This window comes from Pseudoalteromonas sp. SR41-4 (genome assembly GCF_014163985.1).
Taxonomy (GTDB): domain Bacteria; phylum Pseudomonadota; class Gammaproteobacteria; order Enterobacterales; family Alteromonadaceae; genus Pseudoalteromonas; species Pseudoalteromonas rhizosphaerae.
The window spans coordinates 442161-465076 of the sequence record NZ_JACJEI010000001.1 but is presented as its reverse complement, the minus strand read 5'-3'; the positions used below and the strand labels follow the sequence as shown (position 1 = coordinate 465076).

Sequence of the window (22916 nt, the reverse complement as noted above, 5' to 3'; positions counted from 1 at the left end):
GTCGAAAAATCTAATGCTCTGGCTGAATCGGCATAAAAGGTAGCCAGTTTAGCAACTGGCTGATATGCTATTTACGACAAAGTCGCTCGGTAATTAGACCGACATAATCCCTTGGTAATCACACTTGTGCATGGTCGTAGCCAAACTGGTCAATCTCATACGCCAGTGAAGATATGTCCAATTCAAAATCACTGTGACTCATTTCACTCTCTATGTATTTATTAATACTAAGCATCTTATATTTCTTAGAAATTTGATAATCCAGCTTTTGTGAAAAACTCTCATTTTGAGGATCTGTCAGAATATCAGGAAACTGACCACACCTTTGTGGTTTTGGCAGCCCATTACGAGTAAAATACTTTGCCGTATCTTTTAGTAACTTTTGATGGTTTTTAGCGTCTGTGGAAAGTGTGTCTCCTCCTCCATCAATACAATTAATTTGCCTATTTTTGTTTTTAATCCTTAGCAAGGCAATTTCAGAGTATGGTGATAAGACCTGATCTGTAATTTCCTGAAGAATTTCAGAACTCAATAACTCATTGGGTGTGATTTTATATACAGGTTTATTAAGTAAAGGAAAACCAGCATCTTCATATATAGCAGCAATAAGATGGGAGCAAAAGTATTCCCCATTCGTCTTGTCACCTCCTGCTTCCTTCAGTGATGTGACAGCCCCTTTATAGCTATATTTTCTGCCCTGATATTCAGCAAAATGATTAGTAATATATTCGAGGATGTTAGCTTCAGTTAATTTATTAGGAAAAATACATCGCAGAACAACAACGTTAGCTTTGTCCTTAAATGACACCCTCAATGCACTTGTAGTCTGAACACCTGAACCTGTAATTGCTTCTAAGAAAATATCATTTTCAAGTGCAATCATTGCATGTGAAAAGTGGCCGCTTGTCAACTGAGCGATTATTTTGCTATGTTTTGCCGCACCACGAACCAAAATGATATCTCCGACACGGAGATCTGAATTAAACAAATACATAGAATATCCTTATTAGAGTTCTTATTTTTTGTATTACTTAATGTACCACTTACCATTCTCTTTCAGAATCGGATAATCAAAACGTTTGGTACAAAAATAAGTTATCTTGCCATCATATTCCACTTATTGCCTTTTACTTGATACCAGTAGTAAATAAGCTTCGGGTTAAGTATGTCTATCTGCAGGGTCAAGTCTTGCATCGTGCAATGTGTTAGCACTCACCGTCTGCAATTGGCACTTTGGCGAAGGCCGCCTCGAGCGAACAGCGGTCATTGGGGGTGGCTAAATATAATTGCTTAATGGTTAAACATTAGGTTTAATGGATACATAATAAACGCTGAGTTACGCAGGGACAGCTTAGATACGATAGACACGCCAGTAAACTTGGCTTGATTTCGCTTAGGCCATAAAAAGCCTTTCTATATATGTAAGTCCATAGCATAAGTAACACCAACTCTGCACACTGAGCAGGTAGCGCCTCAGTCCAACAAGCGATTATGCAACACAAACTGCGTGTCGCATAAATACTAAAATGTTAGCACCCGTAAATTTTAACCAAGGTAATACTTAATGGAAGTAAGACGAGATCTTAATGATGTAGAACCCCTAATAAGTCGATTGCTTTCTATAGGCGAGGAATATAGAAACAAAGATAAGTGGTGGTCTCACTTAAAAAACAATGAAGATTGGGAGCAGACTGTTTGGCCTATTAATGACGGGTTAAAAAAGGCGAAGATAGAGAGAATCTATGCTGATGGTCGAGACATGGGATTGTTTATGTCTGATGCTTTGGCGGCAATAAACTTTGATATAACAACATACCCTACTTTAACCAGCATTATTAAAAGATTTGAAAATACCTGGGTCTACTCTGACCTGCAATATGTGATTGACGAAGCTCAACAGGCCTTTAACGAGTTATCTCTAAATTCGTGGGCATTTAATCAAATGGTTACTGCTTTCGAGGAGCAGATGAATTTAGCAGAAGTTGTTAAACAAACACTTTTGTTATTAGAGCAATCAAATTTGTACAAATTAGAGAACGGACTGCCCGTGAATAATGAAAAGCCAAGCATTAGTATTCAAAATGTAAGCAACAGCAATATTGCTGTCCAATCTGAGGGGGCGCAACAGTCGATTTCTATAAATGAACAAGTTTTTGAAGATCTGCTTGCTGTCATCAAAGCTTCTAATATTGAAAGCAAAGAGCCACTAATTACTGCTGTCGAAGATATGCAGGCGGAAAGTAAGTCTGGCTCAATAGGCAATACATACAAGGCATTTATTGGCGCTGCAGCGAACCATATGACACTGATAGCTCCATTTATCCCTGCGCTTACGGCAATGATGTAAGTGCTAACAAGTAAAGGCAGCGGACGCATAAATACGCCGCTGCTTTAAGCGTTAGCCCATAGAAATTCACCTAATACAGCCGACGACCTAAAACGTTTTGTCCAAAAACGTGTTTTGGCGAATGCCTCAAAAGAGCGGTAAGCAGCCAAACAACGGTTTAAAGTACTACTAAAAATACAAGACAAGTAATGCTCAGTTTTGGTATGCTGTGGGCAGTAAAGAACGGATGATTTTTAGTTCATCTAAGTTATAAAGGAGTTAGGATGGGGTTAGGTGGAATTAGTCTATGGCAAATATTTATTTTGCTATTTATTTTCTTTATGGGAGCTTTGCCTTGGATTCTAGCTTTAGTATCTAAAAAAGCAAAAGGCACGGACAAAGTCGTTTGGTTCTTAATGTCATTCTTTATTTCTTGGTTAGGGTACCTCGTTTATTACTTTTTAGTGATTAAAAAACTGCCTGAAAATAACTAATACAAGTAATTGAAGCAGGAATCGTAACATAGCAGCGTGATTTTGTTTTGGTAAAATACTGCTTCAATTATTGCTCATGGTAGACTTTAAAGCCGAGCTATTTTGGCAGGATACTCAAAGTTATCGCGTGATAGGTATACATATATACAGCGCCTCGTTATTCTAAACTCTGTCTAAATCAAAATGCTTAAAACTCCCTCTGCTTAAAGAAAACGCCTAAGCTCCTCCAACTTTCAGATTTAGAGTGTACATTTGATTATACCTTCATTAAAGATTCCAAGCTCATTGACCTTGTCAGTAATCATAGTATGAAGGGCGTAGAGATATTATATTAGCTGTGTAGGTCAACAGAGAGCGATCAGCGGTCACTCAGATGAGTCGTTTTTAAGATGACACTTTCCTCTTTTTTACATGTTTATATAAATAACACAAAGCATAGTATTTATAGCTGGCAATGACTTAAACTGTTTGCTATTAATATAAGTTCACAAAATAAGGACGTTTTCGCGCTAAATAAGGGAAAGTGTCCTCTGGTAAAGTTGTTATGCCCTATCAGGAGTAAGCAGATTTGCAATTCATTCATAATGATTTAGGTCAAAGGAAGGCGGGCGAAATTGTTGAGGTTACTTTAACCAGTGGCGCTAATGTTCGTCTAATGAATAGTTCTGACTTCAATAATTATAAAAGCGGAAGGCGACACCGCTATATCGGTGGCTTGGCAAAGAAATCGCCTTTAAGACTTCAGATTCCTAATTCTGGTCACTAGCATGTTGCAGTTGATATGCAAGGGTTGAGGGGGAGTGCTAAAGCATCTGTACGAATACTGCCGGGTGCACTTCCCGCAATTCAAGATCGTCCACTATCGGAAGTTCCAAGCTTAGTTCGTGACAATATCCCACCTCCGACAGAATCTGGCGGAGAGACTCATGACGTTTTTATTTCACACGCGTCTGAAGATAAAGATGATTTTGTTCGTCCTCTAGCAGATGCGCTTATAGCTCAAGGGCTGAATGTTTGGTACGACGAAATGACGCTTAGAATTGGAGATAGCCTGAGACAAAAAATAGACAAAGGACTTGCCAATAGTAAAGTAGGGCTGGTTGTTCTATCACCTTCGTTTATAAAGAAAGGCTGGACAAACTATGAGCTTGATGGAATCGTTACGAGAACTGTTTCGGGTGAACAAGTTCTTCTCCCCATTTGGCACAACATTACAAAACAGCAAGTAGTAGATTTTAGTCCCTCAATCGCAGATAAGGTCGCCCGAAGTACAGCCACTCATACAATTGAAGAGATTGCTTTAGAAATTGCTGAGCTAATAAAATCAAAGGCATAACAAACATGTCAACCGGACAGTTTTTTGCTACGCGCTTTTGTGAATTCCGCTTTTGGCACTGAGCCGAACTTCGGCAAAGAGCGGAAGCTGACGGTTGGGTAACTCGTTTTTGGACAGAAACGAGTTAATCATGAATGACTGCTCATGGCATAGACTGTGTAAAAACTAATTTTTAATAAATTGTCTTGGTATGTTCTTAGTTTGAAACTATCTAGGATGGTTGCGATCGATTTTTTCCTAAATGAGAGCCTGTCGCTTTTTATAAAGATTAGCTATTCTTAATTATCTTAGGAAATTTAATTATGAAGAGTGGTTATATGGCAGAGCTCTGTAAAATCCTTGTTATAGATGATGAAGAGATCAACACCTTGCAACTAGAGCATGTTCTGGATGATGTTGGGGTTATTTGTTCATGTAATAAAAGTGAGGATGCCATCGCTCTTATTGAAGAGTTTATACCAGATATACTTTTACTCGATCTAGAAATGCCCAATGTTAGTGGATTTGACATATTACTCGAAATACAAAAAAGACCTCACCTTGTTGATTTACGCGTTTTGGTCATCACTTCTCATAATGATCCTGAAATCGAGCAAAAAGCGCTTTCATTGGGAGCTATTGATTTCATATCTAAACCTTTGAATTTAACTTTATGTCGAATGAGGGTTGAAAACCATGCAAAAATTCGAATTCAAGAAAAAACTATTCAGCGCACTAAAGCAGCTTTGGCTGCTGAAAAAGAGCACTTACGGATCACGTTAGACTCTATTGCTGATGGTGTTATTTCTACTGATGAGCATGCGTGTATAACTTACCTAAATCCAGTAGCGCAACGTCTAACCGGTTGGTCACAAACCGCGGCTAGAGGGCGGCATATTGAAGAAGTGATGATACTCAGAGATGCCTCAACAAAAATACCTTCTATAAATCCTTTATCAGTTGCTCTGAAGGAAAATCGGCCTGTTGCTATGGCTATAAACACACAGTTAATTAGTCGGCAAGGTATGCTGCACCGAGTCGAAGATAGTGCGGCTCCAATATTAGATAAGGATGGTAATAAGCGTGGTGCAGTAATGGTTTTTCAAGATGTTAGCGAAGTCCTTGCTATGTCAGTTCAAATGACTTATTTATCTCATCACGACCAACTAACTGCATTACCCAATCGCGTATTGTTGCATGACAGATTAACTCAAGGAATAGCTAGAGCCTCATTTAATAATACTAAGGTGAGCCTGATGCTTCTTGACTTAGATAAATTTAAGTACATAAATGATGCTTTAGGACATCATATTGGTGATGAAATAATTGCCCATATAGGTCATAGCCTTGATAAATTTGCATGTAATGATATTACTGTTGCAAGAGTGGGCGGCGATGAATTTGCACTTGTTGTTCCCTATGAAAAAGACACATTCGGTCTTGAACCGCTTATTAGTCAAGTGCTAGATGTCATCGCTAAACCTTTCAGATTAGCTGATGAGCAACATGTCCTTTCAGCAAGCTTGGGGATAAGTGTGTATCCTGATGATGCATCAAGTGTAGAGGAAATGCTTCGTCATGCAGATTCAGCAATGTATAAAGCAAAACAAGAAGGCGCTAATAGCTATTATTATTTTAGTAATGATCTCCAAGTTGAAATGACTAAGCGATTAAAAGTGGGTAATTGCTTACGCAACGCGCTAGATAACAATGATCTTGTTGTGCTTTATCAGCCAAAATATGACTTAGTGACCAACGACGTTATTGGTGCTGAAGGATTAGTGAGACTAAAAGATGACACTGGAGAATTTATATCTCCACTTAATTTTATTGAATATGCCGAAGAATCAGGACTAATTTACCGTTTAGGTGAACAAGTTTTGGAGCAAAGTTGTGTTGATGCTAAAAAGTGGCTTGATGCAGGATACCCAAAGAAAGTCGCTGTTAATATTTCAGCTAAACAATTCACTGGTATTTCGCTGGTTGATACGGTTGCATCAATATTAGAAAAAACTAAGTTACCAAGTCGTTATTTAGAGCTGGAGGTAACCGAATCAGCACTGATTGATAATTTCGAACAAACGATAAAGCAATTACAGGCGATCGCTGATATGGGGGTTAGCCTTGCGCTTGATGATTTTGGCACGGGGTATTCTAGTCTGTCATATTTGAGACTATTTCCTCTTGATGTGCTGAAGATTGATCAGTCTTTTGTGCGTGATATGATTAGTGACTCTCAATCGCTTGATATTGTTACTGCAATTATCGACTTGGCTAATTCATTAAGCCTACAGATCGTGGCGGAAGGTATTGAAACAAGCCAACAAAGAGATAAGCTACAATCTCTAGGCTGTGCCATTGGTCAGGGATACTTACTTGGTAAACCAATGCCCTTTTTAGAGATGATGGACGTGCTTACTCAAGCCAAAAATAAAGGAAATATATGCACCTAGCTCTTAAGCCATTAACGCAATGTAAAATATTAATAGTTGATGATGATGAAATAATTCGCTTTTCACTACAGGCTATCATGGAAGATTACTTTGAAGTCGAAACACTAGCTATGGGCTTACAAGCGTTAGATTATTGCAAATCCAATATCCCAGATCTCATTTTACTTGATGTAAATTTGCCAGACATCAGCGGCTTAGATGTATGCAGAGCGTTAAAACAGGATATATTGTTTGCGCACGTTCCTATTGTATTTATTACTGCAACTTATGATACTGATTCTCAGAATGCTTGTTGGGAAGCTGGTGCAGCAGATTTTATTGATAAACCAGTAATTGCCTCAACGCTTATACATCGAACTACAAATCACGTAGAGAATAAGCTGCGCTTAGAAGTGTTGATGAAGTTGACTTATAAAGATTCTCTTACAGGACTTTATAATCGGCACTATCTAGAGAAGGAAGTCAGTAATGCGCTGAAACAATCAGAGCGTGAAAAAAAGCCATTTAGTGTGTTAATGATCGATATTGATCATTTTAAACTTTATAACGACCATTATGGTCACCTTCAAGGTGATATTTGTTTAAAACAAATTGCCGATGTGTTTGCCAATAGTATAAAAAGGCCTCATGACGTAGCGATTAGATTTGGAGGTGAGGAGTTTCTGATTGTTCTGCCTTATACCGACATTGAAGGGATGTCGCACGTATGCAAACAAATAATTCTACAACTTAATGAGTCAAATATTGAGCATAGTCAATCATCCATTGGGCACGTTACTGTTAGTATTGGCGGAGTAACGTGTGAGAAACAGGGCACAATGGAGCTTAATGAGTTGATCTCATTGGCTGACGAAGGATTATATTGCGCCAAGCGAGATGGCTGTAATTGCTATAAATTACAGGTTTTTTAATTTGGCTCCTTAGTAATTTTAATTAATTATGTGATCTAATTTGCTGTTTTTTTTATTGTTTAGTCTATACTTTTTCTCTTAGGGACATTGGTATTGGATAAATAATAATGAGTTATTCACCTGATCGTAGACACTTCCTGCGTACAGTTGGTGCCGGGGCCGCTGTATCAACACTCGCATTCAAAGCGCCTTATGTATTTGCTAAAAAAGTAACAACTTTGCGCGTCATGGGCACTCACGTTACATTGCAAGAAGAGCTTCGGCAGCGAGCAATGCGAGAGCTAGGTATAAATTTACAATTTATACCTATGGGTAGTGCAGCTGTTTTACAAAAAGCTGCTGCGGATCCAACTTCTTTTGACCTTTATGAACAGTGGTCAGACTCAATAAATATCCTATGGCAAGCCGGTGCTATTCAACCAATAGACGTCGATAGGCTTGTCTACTGGAATGAAATAAATGACCTTACTAAAATAGGTAAAATAACCCCCTCGGCCAAACTAGGGGCAGGTGATGCACCAAACAAAATTTTATTTGTTCAAAATGATGGCTCATTAGCAAGTACACCTACAAAAAAAATAAGCTTTATGCCATATGTCCACAATGTTGACTCATTTGGCTATAACACAGATTACATCGAAAAGGGGCAAGCCTATGAAACTGAGTCTTGGTCTTGGTTGCTGGATGATAAAAATAAAGGAAAAGTGGCCCTTGTTAATGCACCAACAATAGGCATATTTGATGCTGCGCTTGCTGCTCAGGGCCAAGGTCTGATGACATTTAACGACATTGGCAACATGAGCATTGGCGAATTAGATAAATTGTTTGCAATTTTATTATCGAAAAAAAGGCAAGGCCACTTTTCTGGTTTCTGGACATCAGTACCGCAGTCAGTGGATTTTATGAAGACAAAGCGCGTTAATATCCAAAGTATGTTTTCACCGGGTGTGAGTGCCTGTAGAGGCCAAGGTATCCCTGTTGTCAATGCATCCCCGAAGGAAGGGTATCGTGCTTGGCATGGTGTTATGTGTTTATCTGCTAATACCTCGGGGCATGTAAAAGATGCGGCTTATGAATATATGAATTGGTGGCTATCTGGTTATCCTGGAGCCTTTATTGCTCGACAAGGTTACTATATATCTAACCCACAGCGTAGCCAGCCGTTAATGTCTAAGCCTGAGTGGGATTATTGGTACGAGGGAAAAGAAGCAACCACTGAGCTGATTGGAACGGATGGTAAAATTTCTGTACAAGCTGGCCAGACTCGCGATGGTGGAAGTTATATTAAACGTTTTTCAAATATAGCTGTGTGGAATACCGTAATGCAAAATTACGATTATAGTTTAGATAAATGGTATGAACTACTTAATGCTTAAGGACGTCGTTTGGTACATTTAATATCGCGTTCTATTGCAGCGAAAATGACATTAGCGTTAGCACTGGTGGTAATTACACTCAGTATCAGCTACATCGTCATGGATAAACGCTTAGAAGCAATTGATACATCGGTAAATAATATTACGGATATTAGTAGTCATGCCATTGGTATTTTGCGAATAAACAAAGATATTGTTGAAATGCAACGTGATATTTCGGTCTATGGCGCATCAGGGAGTGATGCGGTATTTGCTAAGATTGAACAGAACTACCAAAGTATTGACCAGCGTTTAAAAGCAATAGATAAAAAAAATAATGAAGTTGACGATAAAATTTATATCGATGCCATGTCTGAACTCGTGCTTAGGTATGGTGATAATCTAAGCGTGCTAAAAAAGCGCTATAATATAAAAACAGCATTGATAGATACAGAGCTGCCACGTATTTATTTAGGCGCTGTTGCCCATTTAACAGGCTTACTACAACTGACCGCAGATTTAAAAGATAAGTTGTTAATTACGCAAAATATAAATATATGGCACACATTACACCACAATGCGCAGCTTTATTTAACTAAAAAGGACTATTCTAAGCGTCAACAAGTCATTAAGGCGCTGCTAAGTCTCTCAAGCTCCAAATTAGCTTTGCAAAAGCAGCAAAACAGGATCGAAAACCCAACAGTTCAGTTAGCTGTAGATTACCAGCAAGCTTTTACTAAAAGCGTCCAAGCAAATCGTAACTATTTAAGTCTAGTTAATGTTGTTATGGCGGGTGATGCCATTGAGTTTAGTGCATTAGCAAATACACTTAGAGAGCAGTCACTGTCACGTTTAATTACAATAAAAGAAACCGGCTCAGTTAGTATTTCAAAAACAGAGTATGTTTTACAGCTACTCGGAGTAGGCGCTATCTTGTATATCATTGGACTAGCGTTATTTTTTCACTTTCATATAGCACATGCTATTAAACTATTGACCAAAAGTTTTCAAAGCTTTCTTAATGGTGACCTATCGGCGCCCATTCACGATTTAACACGCAAAGATGAAATCGGTTTGTTAGCGGGTGCTGCAAATCGTTTCAGGGCGTTAAGTAAAGACTTTATTTCTGCAAAAAAAGCAGCGGAACATACTTCTAAGGTCAAATCTGAATTTTTGGCAAATATGAGTCATGAGATCCGCACTCCTATGAATGGAATTTTGGGGATGGCGCGACAGCTTGGCAATACCTCTTTGACAGATAAACAAGCAAGAATGTTAGAGATTATTCAGTCTTCAGGCGCCAGCCTGCTAGTTATCATCAATGATATTCTCGATTTGAGTAAAATTGAAGCCGCAAAAGTTGAGCTTGAAAACCAATCAATCGATTTACATAAAATGCTAGATGAGTTAAAGCTACTATTTAGTGAACAAGCAAATGCAAAACAAGTGCAGCTTTTTGTTTCATCGCCGAAAGACGAAGAGAATATTATTTTTGCAGGAGATGAAACACGCATAAAGCAAGTACTTATAAATTTGTTAGGCAATGCCATTAAATTTACTGAAAGAGGAAGTGTTGCATTAAATGTAAATGTTCAGAAAGAGGCGAATAATGAGCTTATATTGTCGTTTGGTGTGTCGGACACTGGTATAGGTATATCACAAGAGCATATTGATACACTCTTTGAGGCTTTTTCACAGGCAGATACTTCGATTACACGCCGATTTGGCGGAACAGGCCTCGGTTTAGCTATTACCAGTAAGTTATTAGCGCTCATGGATGCGCCTTTAAAGGTAGAAAGTGAGCTTGGTAAAGGCTCGCTCTTCTATTTTGAATTAAAGACTCAAAGGGGTCATAAACAGGCGAGTCGACAACATGACAATACTAAATTATCAGCACCGCAAGAGATTGATCTATCTAACTTAAACGTATTAGTTGTTGAGGACAATGAAATTAATCAAATTGTTATTGAAGCGCTTTTGAAAGAGTTTAATATTACTTTTATTAATATAGCAAGTGATGGTGAACAGGCGATTGCGCAGTGCGAAATGTGTGCGTTTGATATTATTTTTATGGATATGCAAATGCCTGTTCTTGATGGACCTCAAGCAACACTTAAAATTAGAACGATGCCAGCTTTTTTAACAACACCGATAATAGCTTTAACTGCAAATGTACTAGGTAGCGATAAGCAGCGTTGTTTTGAATCTGGTATGGATGATTTTATCGGCAAACCAATAAATTATGAGTGTTTAAGAGCGGTACTATTAAAGTGGTGTAATCCCTAACTAAGCATTAGTAACAAAGGGCTAAAAATGAATATTTCCATGAAAGCAAATGAGTCAGTTGTATCTTCAAAGACGTTTCTTAGGTGGATCACGTTCTTTTTTGGTCTGTTGTTGGTTTTGGCGGTTTTACTATTTGAAACGCATGTAAAAAAAGATGTGTTAACGCAAATAGACAGCGAGTTTTCAACAACAAATCAGCGATTAAGGGAGGTGGTGACTTCATTTATATCTCGATCAAAATCAGATATTAGTTTTTTACACTCTACACCGCCGATTTCAGGGTTACCAAGAGCTCATTATAACAATGGTATAGACCCATATGATGGAACCACTTATAAACAGTGGAAAGAGCGATTAGAAACTATCTTTATTGGCTTTATGGAAAATAATTTAAATGTTGAGCAACTACGTATTATTGCTATTACAGCCTCAGGGGAAGAGCTTATTCGTGTGCAGCGCCGAGGTGCTTCAGTTGAGGCTGTAGCAGATTATTCGTTACAACCCAAAAGTGGGGAGCTGTATTTTTTACCGAGTTCGCAGCTTGAAGCTAAGCAAATATATTTATCGCCTATGTCGTTGAATCGCGAGTTTGGAGAAGTGACATTTCCATATAAGCCGATGTTACGGTTTTCTATCCCTATTTACAGTGAAGAAGGTAAGCGTTTTGCTTTCTTAATTATGAACGTGAACGCAAATGCCTTAATTGAAAAATTAACAACCACAGTGTTTGACTATTCTCAGCTTATAATTAGCAGCTCTGATGGTGACTTTCTTTATCATCCTATCGAAAAGTATCGATTTACAAGAGATTTAGCACCGAACATCACATGGGATACGCTATATGAGCAGCCGATCCAATATCAAGGACTTTATCGTGTTGATTCGAAGCAAAAAGCGGGTGATCAATACTATGTGTTTTCCGATAGTGTGCAAATGCGACCGGGAAAAAAGTTTAGTTATATTGATTTAAGTACTGTCGTTTCAAAGCAGTATATCGATACGATGATTAGTGATAAACGGCTTTTGACTTATGGCTTTTTATTGGTAATTATCTTCTTTACTGTAATACTGCTTATTACTTTTTATCGAAATGCAACCAGAAGCCAAATGCTAGCTGAAGCACGTAGCGAGTCTTCTGCCATTGTCGATGGTTCAATTGATGCCATTGTTGGATTAAATCTTCAAGGTGAACTAACCAGCCTTAACTTTAGTGCAGAGCGATTATTATCAACGTCTAGAGCTTTATCTATAGGTAGGCATACCAATGAACTGATATTACTCCAACAACTGCCGATAGATACGTATATAGCCGATTTGGAAAACTCGAAGCCACAAATCAAAGATGAACGGTCCGTAGAGGTAAATGGGCAATCCTACTTTTTTGCTATTTCTGTAAGCCCGGTATTTTCTGAACAGCTTGTACTCAATGGCCTCGCGCTTATTATCAGGGATATTAGTAAAGAGAAAGCGGCTGAAATTAAGGTAAAACGTTTGAACTCTGAGCTTGAGTCAAAAGTTAGAAACAGAACGCAAGATCTTGCTGAAGCGAAAGATCTGGCTATCAAAAATAGTGATCTAAAAAGCGCGTTTATTTCTAATATCAGCCATGAGCTAAGATCGCCTCTTAATGGTGTGATTGGAACATTGAATATTTTAAAGCGTGAAGAATTACCAGAAAAATCACGTAGGTTGATTAGTATGATGGAGTTAAGTGCCACTAATTTAAACCTGTTGATAAACGATATATTGGATTTATCTAAGATTGAAGCGGGTAAACTTGAATTAAATTTTAGAACATTTAATCCTAAATATTTGATTGAAGGCTTAGTTGAATCGTGCTCCATAATGGCCTTTGATAAAGAGCTTGAGGTTTATCTTGATACACGAGGTTTAAATTGCCAGCGAGCTGTATCAGACCCATTAAGGTTAACCCAAATAATCAATAATTTAATTAATAATGCGATTAAATTTACAGAGCGTGGTTTCATAAAGATCAAAGTTGAATCAGAAAAGATTGATGATCAAAAACACAAATTAATTATTAGCGTCCAAGACACCGGCGTAGGCATTGAGTATAGCGCCCAGCAACAACTGTTTAAAGCATTTAACCAAGCTGATAGCTCTATAAACGCTGAGTCTGGCGGTACGGGACTTGGATTATCAATATGCAAAAAGTTATGCCTGATGATGGGGGGCGATATAAAAGTCAGTTCGGTCCCACATAAGGGCAGTACGTTCAGTTTTGATATAATAATTGATAGTGCAAGTAGTGAGAATACACCACAGAACAACCATTATTTGTCTAAAAAAGTCTTAGTTATTAATAATAATAAAGAATCTCAAGAGCTACTAGGGCAGTTAATTCGTCATGAAGGGGGCGATGTCGAACTCTCAAATTTTGAAGATTTAGCCGATATAACTGCTGAACCCTATGACATTATTTTCTTAGATGCAGAAGACAATAAAAGTGGTGAGTTAGAACAAATAATTGATGACTTCATGCACCATAATTCAAACGTTAAAATTGTTGTGTTACATAAACCCGGATCGCCATTACCTGAAGTTATTTCAAGTAAGATAACGACAATTAGTAAACCATTCACGCAAAGTGATTTACTAAGAGCGATTGGATTAACTCTGAGTAAGCTTGATCAATTGCAGTTGCTTACAGTAGAAGCAAGCGAAAACAGTGATATACCAGTACGAACTTTAGAGCAAATTGATGGGTGTAGTATATTAATTGTTGATGATACTGAGATAAATATCGCTGTAGCAGTAGGTGCACTTGAGTTTTTACCAATTCACGTAAAAACAGCAAGTAACGGTGAACAAGCTATAGAAGCATTAAAGCTTAGTCGCTTAGCAGGAAAGCCAATATGCTGTATTTTGATGGATTGTCAAATGCCTATCTTAAACGGTTACCAAGCCTGTGAGAAAATTCGTGCAGGTGATGCTGGTAATGAGTTTATAAATATACCTATTATTGCTATGACAGCTAACGCCATGATGGGTGAAAAAGAAAAATGTTTATCGGTTGGTATGAACGACTATATTAGTAAGCCCATTCAAGCTAATGAGGCGCAAGCTAAAGTAATAGAATGGGCATTATCTAATTACGTAAAGGATGGGCATCCTGTCCCTGAAATTTTGGTTGAAAAAGAAGTGTTATGGGACCAAAGAGCTGCACTTTCTCGTTTACTTAATAAAGAAGCATTGCTTACTAAAATTTGTACTATGTTTATTAAAACAGTACCTGAAAAATTTAAACAGCTAGCTGAATTTGTCGATGATTGTAATTATGAACAAGTTCGTCAAGTTGCGCATTCTCTTAAAGGTTTATGTGGTGAGATAAGCGACGATAGGTTAAGAAGTTTGTTTGCAGAGATTGAATTACAAGCAAGTAAGGGGCAACTAGATATTGAAAAAGAGTTTTCACTTTTAGAAAAGCTGCTTCCTGTATTATTAAATGACATTAATGATTGGCTCGAAGAAGATAACGGTTAGATATGCGTTATTTCATGTGTTCTTACTGTAAAGAACTGCATAACTATGATTTTGTGGAATGACGCTTTTAAGAGTAGATATGTGTCACGATTACGAATAGGTTGGCTATTTTGAAGACGCAGTGATATTTATGGATTATAGCTAAGCTTATTTTAAGGTTTTTTACGTTTGAATGACTAGAATTGGCACTGAGCCAAAACAGGAGGGGCTTCAAGCTCGTTTATGGACAAAAGTCACTTAGAGTCAAAACTCAGGACGTGATTATTGTCATTAGATATATTATGCCTATCAGATATGCGATAATACCTCGCTCAGCGGTTTTTTAGGTCGCAGCGGCTAGGGCTTATTGTACAATAACTCAAATACAGTCAGACTAGTTATTCAAATCGCTGTTCTCGCTGATTGTATTCATCGGACTCGTGGTCTCTATTCTCTCTTATTGACTTATTTAAAAGAGAAAGTTTAGCTTTTACAATCTCTTGCACTTCAGGCGAATCATTGTTAGATAGCTCTGCGAATGCCTTCGCTCTAACTTCAAGGATGTCAGCAAGTGAACCTGACCACCCACTCGGAAAGGTTCTGGAGAAAATAGTTTCAACTATAGCGACTTTGTCCTCTGCGGCATCTAAAAGTGATGTGATATGTCTACTAAGAGCAACTTCCTTTGGATTCTCTAAATACTGTGATTTCTTGTCTATGGACGTATATGCTGAAACTGCACCTGCTACTTTTTGGATCTTGTCTTGATTTCCATTACACCAATCTAACATCCGCTCAATTGGAGCTAAATTCAATGCAGATCTACTACGATTGAGACTATCTTTGAAAAGCAAATACACAAGGTTTTCGCTGTTCTCACTATCAATGAAAACTCTATCCAATACATATTCAGGATAGGTTTTCACCAAATGCGCTATGATATTTTCTAATTCGAAGCCATATAAGCGATACGTCTTTAACTACGCTTGGATATGGTGATATATCTCCTTTAGGATGCGGGCGAATAGTAGCTATATTTTTAGCGGTCACTGGATTGACTATTGTTGCCATATTAATTGGCAAGGTCTCATCGGAAAGGCAGTCAAGCTTGCTTTTGCTTTTGCATACCAGTGACGTAGAAAGAAGGATGTCTTCGTTTACGAAGGAAGTAGACGAATATATGGAGAACATACGAACACTGTCTTCAACTCAAGAGTTGGATAAATTGCACAAGAATATTAAAGGGCTGCGCGCACTTATAGAGAGCATCAGTAAGTATATGGTCTTTCATATAAATCAGTCTCTCTTTATTGAAATTGGAACAAATACCTCTATAAAAAAACTTATGAATAAATTCTCAGAGTGCCACGATGTAATATTTAACCTGAAAGAGATATCTAAAAATAATAAAAAGGTTGAATCTGCTTCGTACAGTGTTTCAAAAAAAATGAGTTTCATAGCAGACATGCTTGAAGCGAATAGCGCAGAGAGGAAAAGTAACCCAGATATTTTTAGCGATAGGAACTTGAGGTTAAAGCATTATGAGTTCACCAGCTGGAAGAAGACTACTATGACTGAATCGCTGCTTTTTGCTGTTCAATTAAAACTCCCGGACGTTCCAAGACAAGAATGGCCAAAACATGTTCACAAGCCTATCGCGAAAGAATTGGACGTTTCTAATAAGCTAGTTGTTAAATGTATTGATGAACTTAAAAATCGAAATCTATGCTAAGTGAGCGGGTAAAGCACCTAACACATATGAGCCTTAACTCTGTCAATAGGCACTAGTATTCTTTTTGACCGTTTTTATACAGTGACGGTCAATTCTAAATCAATAAACAAATTCGTTAACTTCGTCTGTCGATGCGGCTGTTAAGCGGGTAGCTTACGGCAAACACATCTATGGTGCGTTACGCAGTAATCTCTTATTGCGATCTCATCACAGCCATTTTTTTCCCCATATCCTTTTGCTAGACGCTTACTTTGGTTCTACAGTATTAGCCTTTTTGATTCGTAGCTAGAAGCTATGTAGTCAAAGCTGAGCATCTAAATAATGCCTGACCTCGCGTAAATGCACTGTTTGCCCTAGCAACATGTAATTTAGCGCTGAATCCCCATCAAAAGCTCTATTTAGCTTGTGAGGCCACTCATTAGCCTGCCTTTGCTCAGAAAACAGCGTCGCTAAATTTTTATAAATACCGAGCACATAAGAAATGCGCACTAGCACATCATTCTCTAGCACATTTACGTTACCTATTTTCCACCTCTTAAATGTTAAGTCATCAGGTTTACCGAGCAAAATACGCTGCTCTTTTTCACTAACGCGCCACTGAGCCATGATATTAAAGAACGCTTTTAAAGCGACCAGTGCTGATTCTGTTGATTCTAAATTCACATTTGAACGTGTCATATTTATTTATATGTTTTGATGGATACCCTTCTTTATAGCTCAAATATAAAACCGTCGCACACAAAGTGAGCTGTTTTTTACTTGCTTATGTGTTTGGAGGAAAGTTGAGCTGTTAGTACTTTTTGTACCTCTAATGGGTTAAATGCGTTTTTTCTTTACTAACTTTTCTGACTCGTTAGCATACAGTTGTTAGATTTTATTCCTCTAAGCCCATTTTTATTATATCCAATCGCTATAAAGTTATTATCTTAATTATTTATTCCATGTGTTTTTATACATATTAAAATCAATATCTTAAGGTGTGATTTATCTTATTTTGTAGCTTATTATTTGTTTTTTGTATCAAACCACAAAATAACTGCGTTTTTTCTTGCTTAAATGATATTTGACGCCATCATAACTGAATCTAAACTTGTAATTCATTAAAGGGGGTATTCAGTGTGAAGCAAAAAGATAAACATGTAGCCATAGATAAAGCTTATCGCAAAAAATACATGCGTCGTAATCTTCCACGCTTTAGTCGATTCAACATAAGTGGTCTTTTCCCAACGGATAAAGACACAAGCCCGCACTTTTTCGAATCGCTCAACGAATCAAATTTTGCGCAGGTTTTTGAGCTTGATTCGAATATTAAATTTGTGAGAAGTCAGCCCTTTTCAATCAACTACACAGATGATGGTAAAAAGAGGCTGTATACACCTGATTTTTCTATAACCGATTGTTTTGGTGGTATTTGTATTGTCGAGGTGAAAGCGGGTGAAGCGATAGATAATGAGGCGAAACGTCTGCATAAATTGATTGAAGAAGAGTTTGAAAAGCTCGGTTTTGAGTTTGTTGTGATGACAGAAAAAGACTTACCATCTCGCACTACGTTGTCGAATTTAAACATGATAATGCGAAATGCGCATGCGGTAGGAAGCGTTGATGATGAGGTAATTAATTACTTGCTTGATGTGTTACCTCGCGAGTTTTCATTGCAATCTGCGCTTGCAATTTGCGATAGCTTAAACTTAGACCGAGATTTGATCTTTTACTTTATTTTTAAAGATTATATGAAAATAGATGTTTCGAGCGACATTTGCAATGAAACTATGATAACTAGCAATGTTTTTGAGGAGGCTAAATGAACACTTTAATCGAGCAGGGGACAAAGTTTCGACTGTCAAATATGTCTTATGTTGTTCGCTCAGTAGTGCAGGAGCAACAGGGTAATACAATTTTTTATTCAGTGTTTGATGATGAAAATCAGAAAATGGACAAAAAGAGTCTTAATTCAATGTCGGAGTCTCAACTTGTTGACAAACTGGTTAATAATAAAGCTTCTTTTTATGAGGGGCTTTCAGAGATACCGATTAACAAATTACTGGCTGAAAATCAGTTGATGAAGCTTGATATGTGGAGTGCCTTTATGGATTTGCACTTTCAGAAGCACAGTAAGAATTTCACTTCAATTAACAATATCGATGAAACCATTTTCGAATTTGGATGGGATGAATATAAATCAAAAACTTATTCACGCAGCACATGCCAAGCGAAGATAAAGGCGTATTTAGACTATCAAGGTGATATCCGCGCTTTAATCAATCGCGGTTATCACGAGCGTAAAAATACAACGCGACTGACAGAAGAAACAGATGATTTAATTTACGACTATTTCTGTAATTACTACCTTGTGCGTAGTGATACAACTGCAAAGTCAGTCAATGAAATTGCGAGCATGATAAGAAATGAACTGTCAGAGTTGCGCCATAAAGAGCCTACATTATACCCGGTCATTCCCGCTGTCGATACGATTTATCGACGTTTTCATGCGATGCAGGCGATGATGGTGACTGAAAAAAATCTCAGTAAAGCGGAAGTAAAAAAACTGCGCTATAAGCTGGGTCGTCAGTTTATAGCTGAAAATCCGCTTGAGCGTGTTGAGATGGATGCAGTCTATATAAACCTTGGGTTGAAAAATGAGGCTGGGGAGTATTTAGGCACTGTTGTAATGATGGTTGCTCTTGATGTATGCACTCGAAACCTGCTTGGTTACTCGATTAGTATCGGAAAAAATGTGTCTGAATCAAGTGATTTAGCGACTGAATGCTTGAAAAATGTTGTCATGCCAAAAAACAATTCTCTATGGATTACGGGCGGCATACCTGCGACGATTTACACTGATGCAAGTACCGCGACAAAAGGCAGTAGGTATAAAGCACTCGCACTTCTGATGAAGATTAAGCCAATCGTGGTGCGTGTCGGTGAAGGGTGGAGTAAACCCTTTATTGAAAGTTTTTTTAGAACTTTGCGTCGCGAGTTTTTGAGTAAACTACCGGGTTACATGGGGTCTAAAACACGTATTAATAATCGACACTTAGAGCATGCTGAAGGTGCAGAGTTACATGCAACTATGACACTTCAAATGTTCATTGAAGCATTTGAAGACTACGTGTGTAATGTCTACATGAAATCAGCGCACCATGGACTTAACAAGCGCGCCCCGATTGATGTGTGGAAATCCAAAATAAGCAAAAAGCCGTGGCTTCAGACATTCCCAAGTGAAGACAAAGACTTGTCTGAATTTCGTGGATGCTACCGCCATACGCTAACACTTTATACAAACGGCTCAATCAAGCTTAAAAATGAGCAATATGTCAGCTCAGAGTTGAAACAGCTCAGCTTAGCAGGTGTTAAAAAAGTCGAATGTTTTTACAGTAATATCGACACCCGGAGCGTTGTTGTGAAACATAAAAATGACACATTTGTCGTGCCGTTGCGAGAGATGAATCATCATGAGAATGCTGGTTTTCAGCAAGCTGAGCTTGATGCCGCGCGTAAAGCTGAATTCAGTGAATGCCCTGAATCTGAGCGTAAGCATTATAAATACAAAGAAGACGGTAAAAATGGCCTTCCAAATTATAAAGAAGCTAAAGCAAAACAAGCTGAAAAAAATGAGCTTGAAACGGGCCGCAAGAAACGTACAAGCTCTAAAGTCGATAACACGAAAGTTATTGATGTGGATGCACCCAACGCGCAAGAGTTGATTCTAGCTTCGCTTAATTCGTCTGTCGAATATGATGATTTGCCTGTGAGTGATGATTGTGATTATCAGTTTTGCGCAGGAGGTGAGTTGTGAGTGCATCATTAAAAGTTAAAGCCATTATGCTTTATGAAAAGACAGTTCGTTGCGCTGATAATGTGAAAGAGCTCGACGAGTTACTGCAAGAATCAGAGCAAGTATTGACACTGGGTGTCGGCAACTGCTGTGTTATTGCTGGCGATTCCGGAAGTGGTAAAACAACGTTAGTTAAGGCGTTTATTAAGCGCTTTAATGCAAAACAAGTTGATGACGCTAATGACTCTACACCAACTAAAGCGTGTTATATACGTTCACCCTCCAACATGAACCCGCTCGACCTTTTTCGCTCAATTTTGTCAGGAATGGGCGAGCCGGGTATTATCCACGGCTCTGAAGTCGAGCTTCGCCGCCGTATTGTCCAGCAATTAAAAAATAAACATTATCGCGTACTTGTTTTTGATGAATTTCAACAAGTAGTTGAAAAAGTCGGAGTTAAATCTGCGCGGCAAATTGCAGATTACTTGAAAGAGCTTGTTGATGAATTTGGGCTGTTTTTAATTTTCGCTGGCACGTCTAATGTATTGAACTTACTCAAAATCAATGAACAGTTTGCGTCGCGTGGCTCGCTTATTATCGAAAAGAAGTTACTGTCTTTATCAACGAAAGGTGATTACACAACATTCGTGAATTATCTACTATCACTGAATACTGTGCTGCAATTTACACAAGTTGATTTCACAAAACCTGAAATAAATTTACCCATTTTTGCAATCACAAAAGGTGACTTAAGACAGTTAAGCATCCTGATACGAAAAGCGATTTTCAAGGCTGAAAGCGAAAATAGAGATCAAGTATTAAAAAAAGATTTTGTTGATGTGTCTTCTACTGTACGTGTAAACCAGCGAAGAAAATCAAACCCTTTTTCGAAAAATGTTAAGGCTCTAAAAATAGACCTAGGAGTGAAATATGAAGTCTAATACAACAATAACGCCTTATGGCGCTTGCTCTGTCATTGCAAACTTCTATGGCTTTTCGAGTGTACAAAAATTATTTAAATCAAATCAGCTAAACTCGTTAGCTCGCTGGCACTCTTACACGCGTGAACATGTAGATATGCTGCTTAATATTGAGCAAATTAGTTTAGATGTAGAAACATATCGTTTATTCGAAAATGTTGAAATCTTGCATTACAGTCTTGCTCACTTTTATTCTAAACAATTGAAAGTGTGTCCAATTTGCTTTAAAGAAAATGGCTTACATAATGATGGATGGCAGCATACTTCAACTACAATTTGTGAACGACACCATACACCGTTAGTCAATACAGAAAACGTACTGTATGTCGATTCGAACGCTCCAGCCCCAGAGCAAACGTCACTGTTATTTGAAAAACATATTCTAAATTTAGATCGTAGCGAAAGGTATGTCTTTACAGATGCGTTGTTGGAGTTTGCTTCATATGTATGTAGACCATTTGACTTCATCACAGCAAAACTTATGTTACGTGACGCAAGCATTGAGTATATTCGAACGTTACTTGAAGATACTTTTATTCTTTTATGTTGCGAGGAGCTATTCAGTGTGTGGGAAAGTTTACTTTTAAAGCACAGAAGTAACCTTGATGGGATGGGAGTATTAGTTACTCGGTTAGGGATCAATGAACTTAAAGCGCATATTGGCTCATTTAAGGTATTGAAAGGGGCGACCACTTTAGTTAGGGCTGAACAAATTTTAATGAAAAATCATAGTGCTGATATTGATACTGAGCTATTCGTTTCAAAACGTAGGTTTGATAAGAAACCGGATGTTAATGAACTCAGCTTTCAAGTTGATGGGGTTATGCTATCGAAATTCCTCGGTGTACATATGAAGTCAATTAGTTACATGGCAATGCAAAATACATTGCAAGCTGTGTATTTGTGCAAGCAACCAGATAAATCTTTCTTTGATATCATCGCAGTTCAAGCGTTATTAAATAGGACATATGCGCTAGCAAACGGCACGGTGAAAGCGAAAGATAAATTTATAAATATAAATGATGTCCCTCGTGGCATGTACAACTTATTCGATTTAACACCTGAGGAGCTTATTGATCATGCACTCGCTGGGCGCATGGAATCTCAATTTAAAGTTGGTGCCACTTTAAGTTATATCAATCAACTTCTAATATCAGAAAAAGGGTTTAAAGAAGTGCTGAAGCTGAAGTGGCAATCACAAGAAAATATTTGCTTTGGGGAAGCAATAAAAATGCTAAAAGCGAATGCTAAGGTGATAAACATGTTGATAGAAGAAAACTATTTAGCACTTACACCAGATAAAACATTAATAGATATAAAATCAATGCGCATTCTTGTAAGTGAACATTTAATACTAAACAGAAAAGCAAATTTTGAGAAATCACGGAGGAATGAAAAACGAGTTACAGCATGCTGTAATGTTAAACCAATTAAACAGATTTATATGGGGGGTCACTTTACTGACTTTGTAATGTACAAAAGAGAAGATTTAAATAGTTGCTGTATCCGGCAGTTGCAGTCTCGATTTATGCATTTTAATAAGCAAAAAGTAGACTTATCAAAAAATGTAATCACATACCAAACAAAGCGAACTTAAAATCACAATGTATAAAAACTGAATAAGTGTAACACCACTACATATAAACCTTCTCACATCGCCTCAAAATAATAATTGCAACAAGCCTAAAAACTCAGCTAAGATAAATATAAGTTAACTCCAAAGTCGCAGATTTTGGTTTTTCTTTGCCTGATTTTTGGTATCTAAAAGGTATTGAAATTCTGGCTCGCTAAATTCCAAAGACTTTT

General features: G+C 37.8%; 17 protein-coding genes and 1 pseudogene. 15 read left to right on the top strand and 3 right to left on the bottom strand.

Annotated elements, in window-relative coordinates; all coding sequences use genetic code 11:
- Window positions 1–118: 118 nt before the first annotated feature.
- On the bottom strand, window positions 119–994 hold the full coding sequence (locus H5180_RS01775; protein WP_182757556.1) for a hypothetical protein: 876 nt from the start codon (window positions 992–994) through the stop codon (window positions 119–121).
- Between the two features lie 570 nt (window positions 995–1564).
- On the opposite strand from H5180_RS01775, the gene H5180_RS01770 reads away from it, so the two are divergent.
- The 9 genes from H5180_RS01770 (at window position 1565) to H5180_RS01735 (ending at window position 14644) form a co-directional block, all read left to right on the top strand.
- A complete protein-coding gene (locus H5180_RS01770; RefSeq protein WP_182757555.1) occupies window positions 1565–2347 on the top strand; it encodes a hypothetical protein in 783 nt (260 codons plus the stop codon).
- 263 nt (window positions 2348–2610) lie between these two features.
- Window positions 2611–2820, top strand: a complete 210-nt coding sequence (locus H5180_RS01765; RefSeq protein WP_182757554.1) for a hypothetical protein — start codon at window positions 2611–2613, stop codon at window positions 2818–2820.
- A gap of 568 nt (window positions 2821–3388) precedes the next feature.
- Complete coding sequence (locus tag H5180_RS23730; protein ID WP_220493012.1) at window positions 3389–3586, top strand: DUF1883 domain-containing protein; 198 nt, start codon at window positions 3389–3391, stop codon at window positions 3584–3586.
- Window positions 3587–3601: 15 nt separating this feature from the next.
- Window positions 3602–4156 carry a toll/interleukin-1 receptor domain-containing protein gene (locus tag H5180_RS01760; protein ID WP_220493011.1) on the top strand — a complete coding sequence of 185 codons (555 nt, stop codon included), beginning with the start codon at window positions 3602–3604 and terminating at the stop codon, window positions 4154–4156.
- Between the two features lie 302 nt (window positions 4157–4458).
- Entirely contained in the window at window positions 4459–6588 is a 2130-nt protein-coding gene (locus H5180_RS01755; RefSeq protein WP_182757553.1) for an EAL domain-containing protein, read from the top strand.
- Window positions 6579–7499, top strand: coding sequence for a diguanylate cyclase (locus H5180_RS01750; protein ID WP_182757552.1), 921 nt, complete (start codon window positions 6579–6581; stop codon window positions 7497–7499). The genes H5180_RS01755 and H5180_RS01750 overlap by 10 nt, the downstream gene beginning before the upstream one ends.
- A 107-nt stretch (window positions 7500–7606) precedes the next feature.
- Window positions 7607–8875 (top strand): PotD/PotF family extracellular solute-binding protein, encoded by a 1269-nt coding sequence (locus tag H5180_RS01745; protein ID WP_182717811.1) that lies wholly within the window; start codon window positions 7607–7609, stop codon window positions 8873–8875.
- Between the two features lie 9 nt (window positions 8876–8884).
- The gene (locus tag H5180_RS01740; protein WP_182757551.1) at window positions 8885–11140 is read left to right on the top strand and encodes an ATP-binding protein; all 2256 of its coding nucleotides are present in this window, start codon (window positions 8885–8887) and stop codon (window positions 11138–11140) included.
- A 27-nt stretch (window positions 11141–11167) separates the two neighbouring features.
- On the top strand, window positions 11168–14644 hold the full coding sequence (locus tag H5180_RS01735; RefSeq protein ID WP_182757550.1) for an ATP-binding protein: 3477 nt from the start codon (window positions 11168–11170) through the stop codon (window positions 14642–14644).
- 377 nt (window positions 14645–15021) lie between these two features.
- Here the strand turns inward: H5180_RS01735 and H5180_RS01730 are convergent, their stop codons facing one another.
- Entirely contained in the window at window positions 15022–15549 is a 528-nt protein-coding gene (locus H5180_RS01730) for a hypothetical protein (RefSeq protein ID WP_182757549.1), read from the bottom strand.
- A gap of 23 nt (window positions 15550–15572) precedes the next feature.
- Between H5180_RS01730 and H5180_RS23805 the strand changes: the two are divergent.
- Both H5180_RS23805 and H5180_RS01725 read left to right on the top strand, forming a co-directional pair.
- A pseudogene (locus H5180_RS23805) lies at window positions 15573–15656 on the top strand (hypothetical protein); the annotation flags it as partial.
- Window positions 15657–15803: 147 nt separating this feature from the next.
- Entirely contained in the window at window positions 15804–16355 is a 552-nt protein-coding gene (locus H5180_RS01725; protein ID WP_259399517.1) for a hypothetical protein, read from the top strand.
- A 300-nt stretch (window positions 16356–16655) separates the two neighbouring features.
- On the opposite strand, the gene H5180_RS01720 is transcribed toward H5180_RS01725, so the two are convergent.
- Window positions 16656–17033, bottom strand: coding sequence for an antitoxin Xre/MbcA/ParS toxin-binding domain-containing protein (locus H5180_RS01720; protein WP_182757548.1), 378 nt, complete (start codon window positions 17031–17033; stop codon window positions 16656–16658).
- Between the two features lie 440 nt (window positions 17034–17473).
- Between H5180_RS01720 and H5180_RS01715 the strand changes: the two genes are divergently transcribed.
- The 4 genes from H5180_RS01715 to H5180_RS01700 are packed head-to-tail and all read left to right on the top strand — an operon-like array spanning window position 17474 to window position 22707.
- Complete coding sequence (locus H5180_RS01715; protein ID WP_182757547.1) at window positions 17474–18160, top strand: TnsA endonuclease N-terminal domain-containing protein; 687 nt, start codon at window positions 17474–17476, stop codon at window positions 18158–18160.
- Entirely contained in the window at window positions 18157–20151 is a 1995-nt protein-coding gene (locus H5180_RS01710) for a DDE-type integrase/transposase/recombinase (protein WP_182757546.1), read from the top strand. The genes H5180_RS01715 and H5180_RS01710 overlap by 4 nt, the downstream gene beginning before the upstream one ends.
- Window positions 20148–21071, top strand: a complete 924-nt coding sequence (locus H5180_RS01705; RefSeq protein WP_182757545.1) for a TniB family NTP-binding protein — start codon at window positions 20148–20150, stop codon at window positions 21069–21071. The genes H5180_RS01710 and H5180_RS01705 overlap by 4 nt, the downstream gene beginning before the upstream one ends.
- A complete protein-coding gene (locus tag H5180_RS01700; RefSeq protein ID WP_182757544.1) occupies window positions 21061–22707 on the top strand; it encodes a hypothetical protein in 1647 nt (548 codons plus the stop codon). Before H5180_RS01705 ends, H5180_RS01700 begins: the two co-directional genes overlap by 11 nt.
- Window positions 22708–22916: the final 209 nt, after the last annotated feature.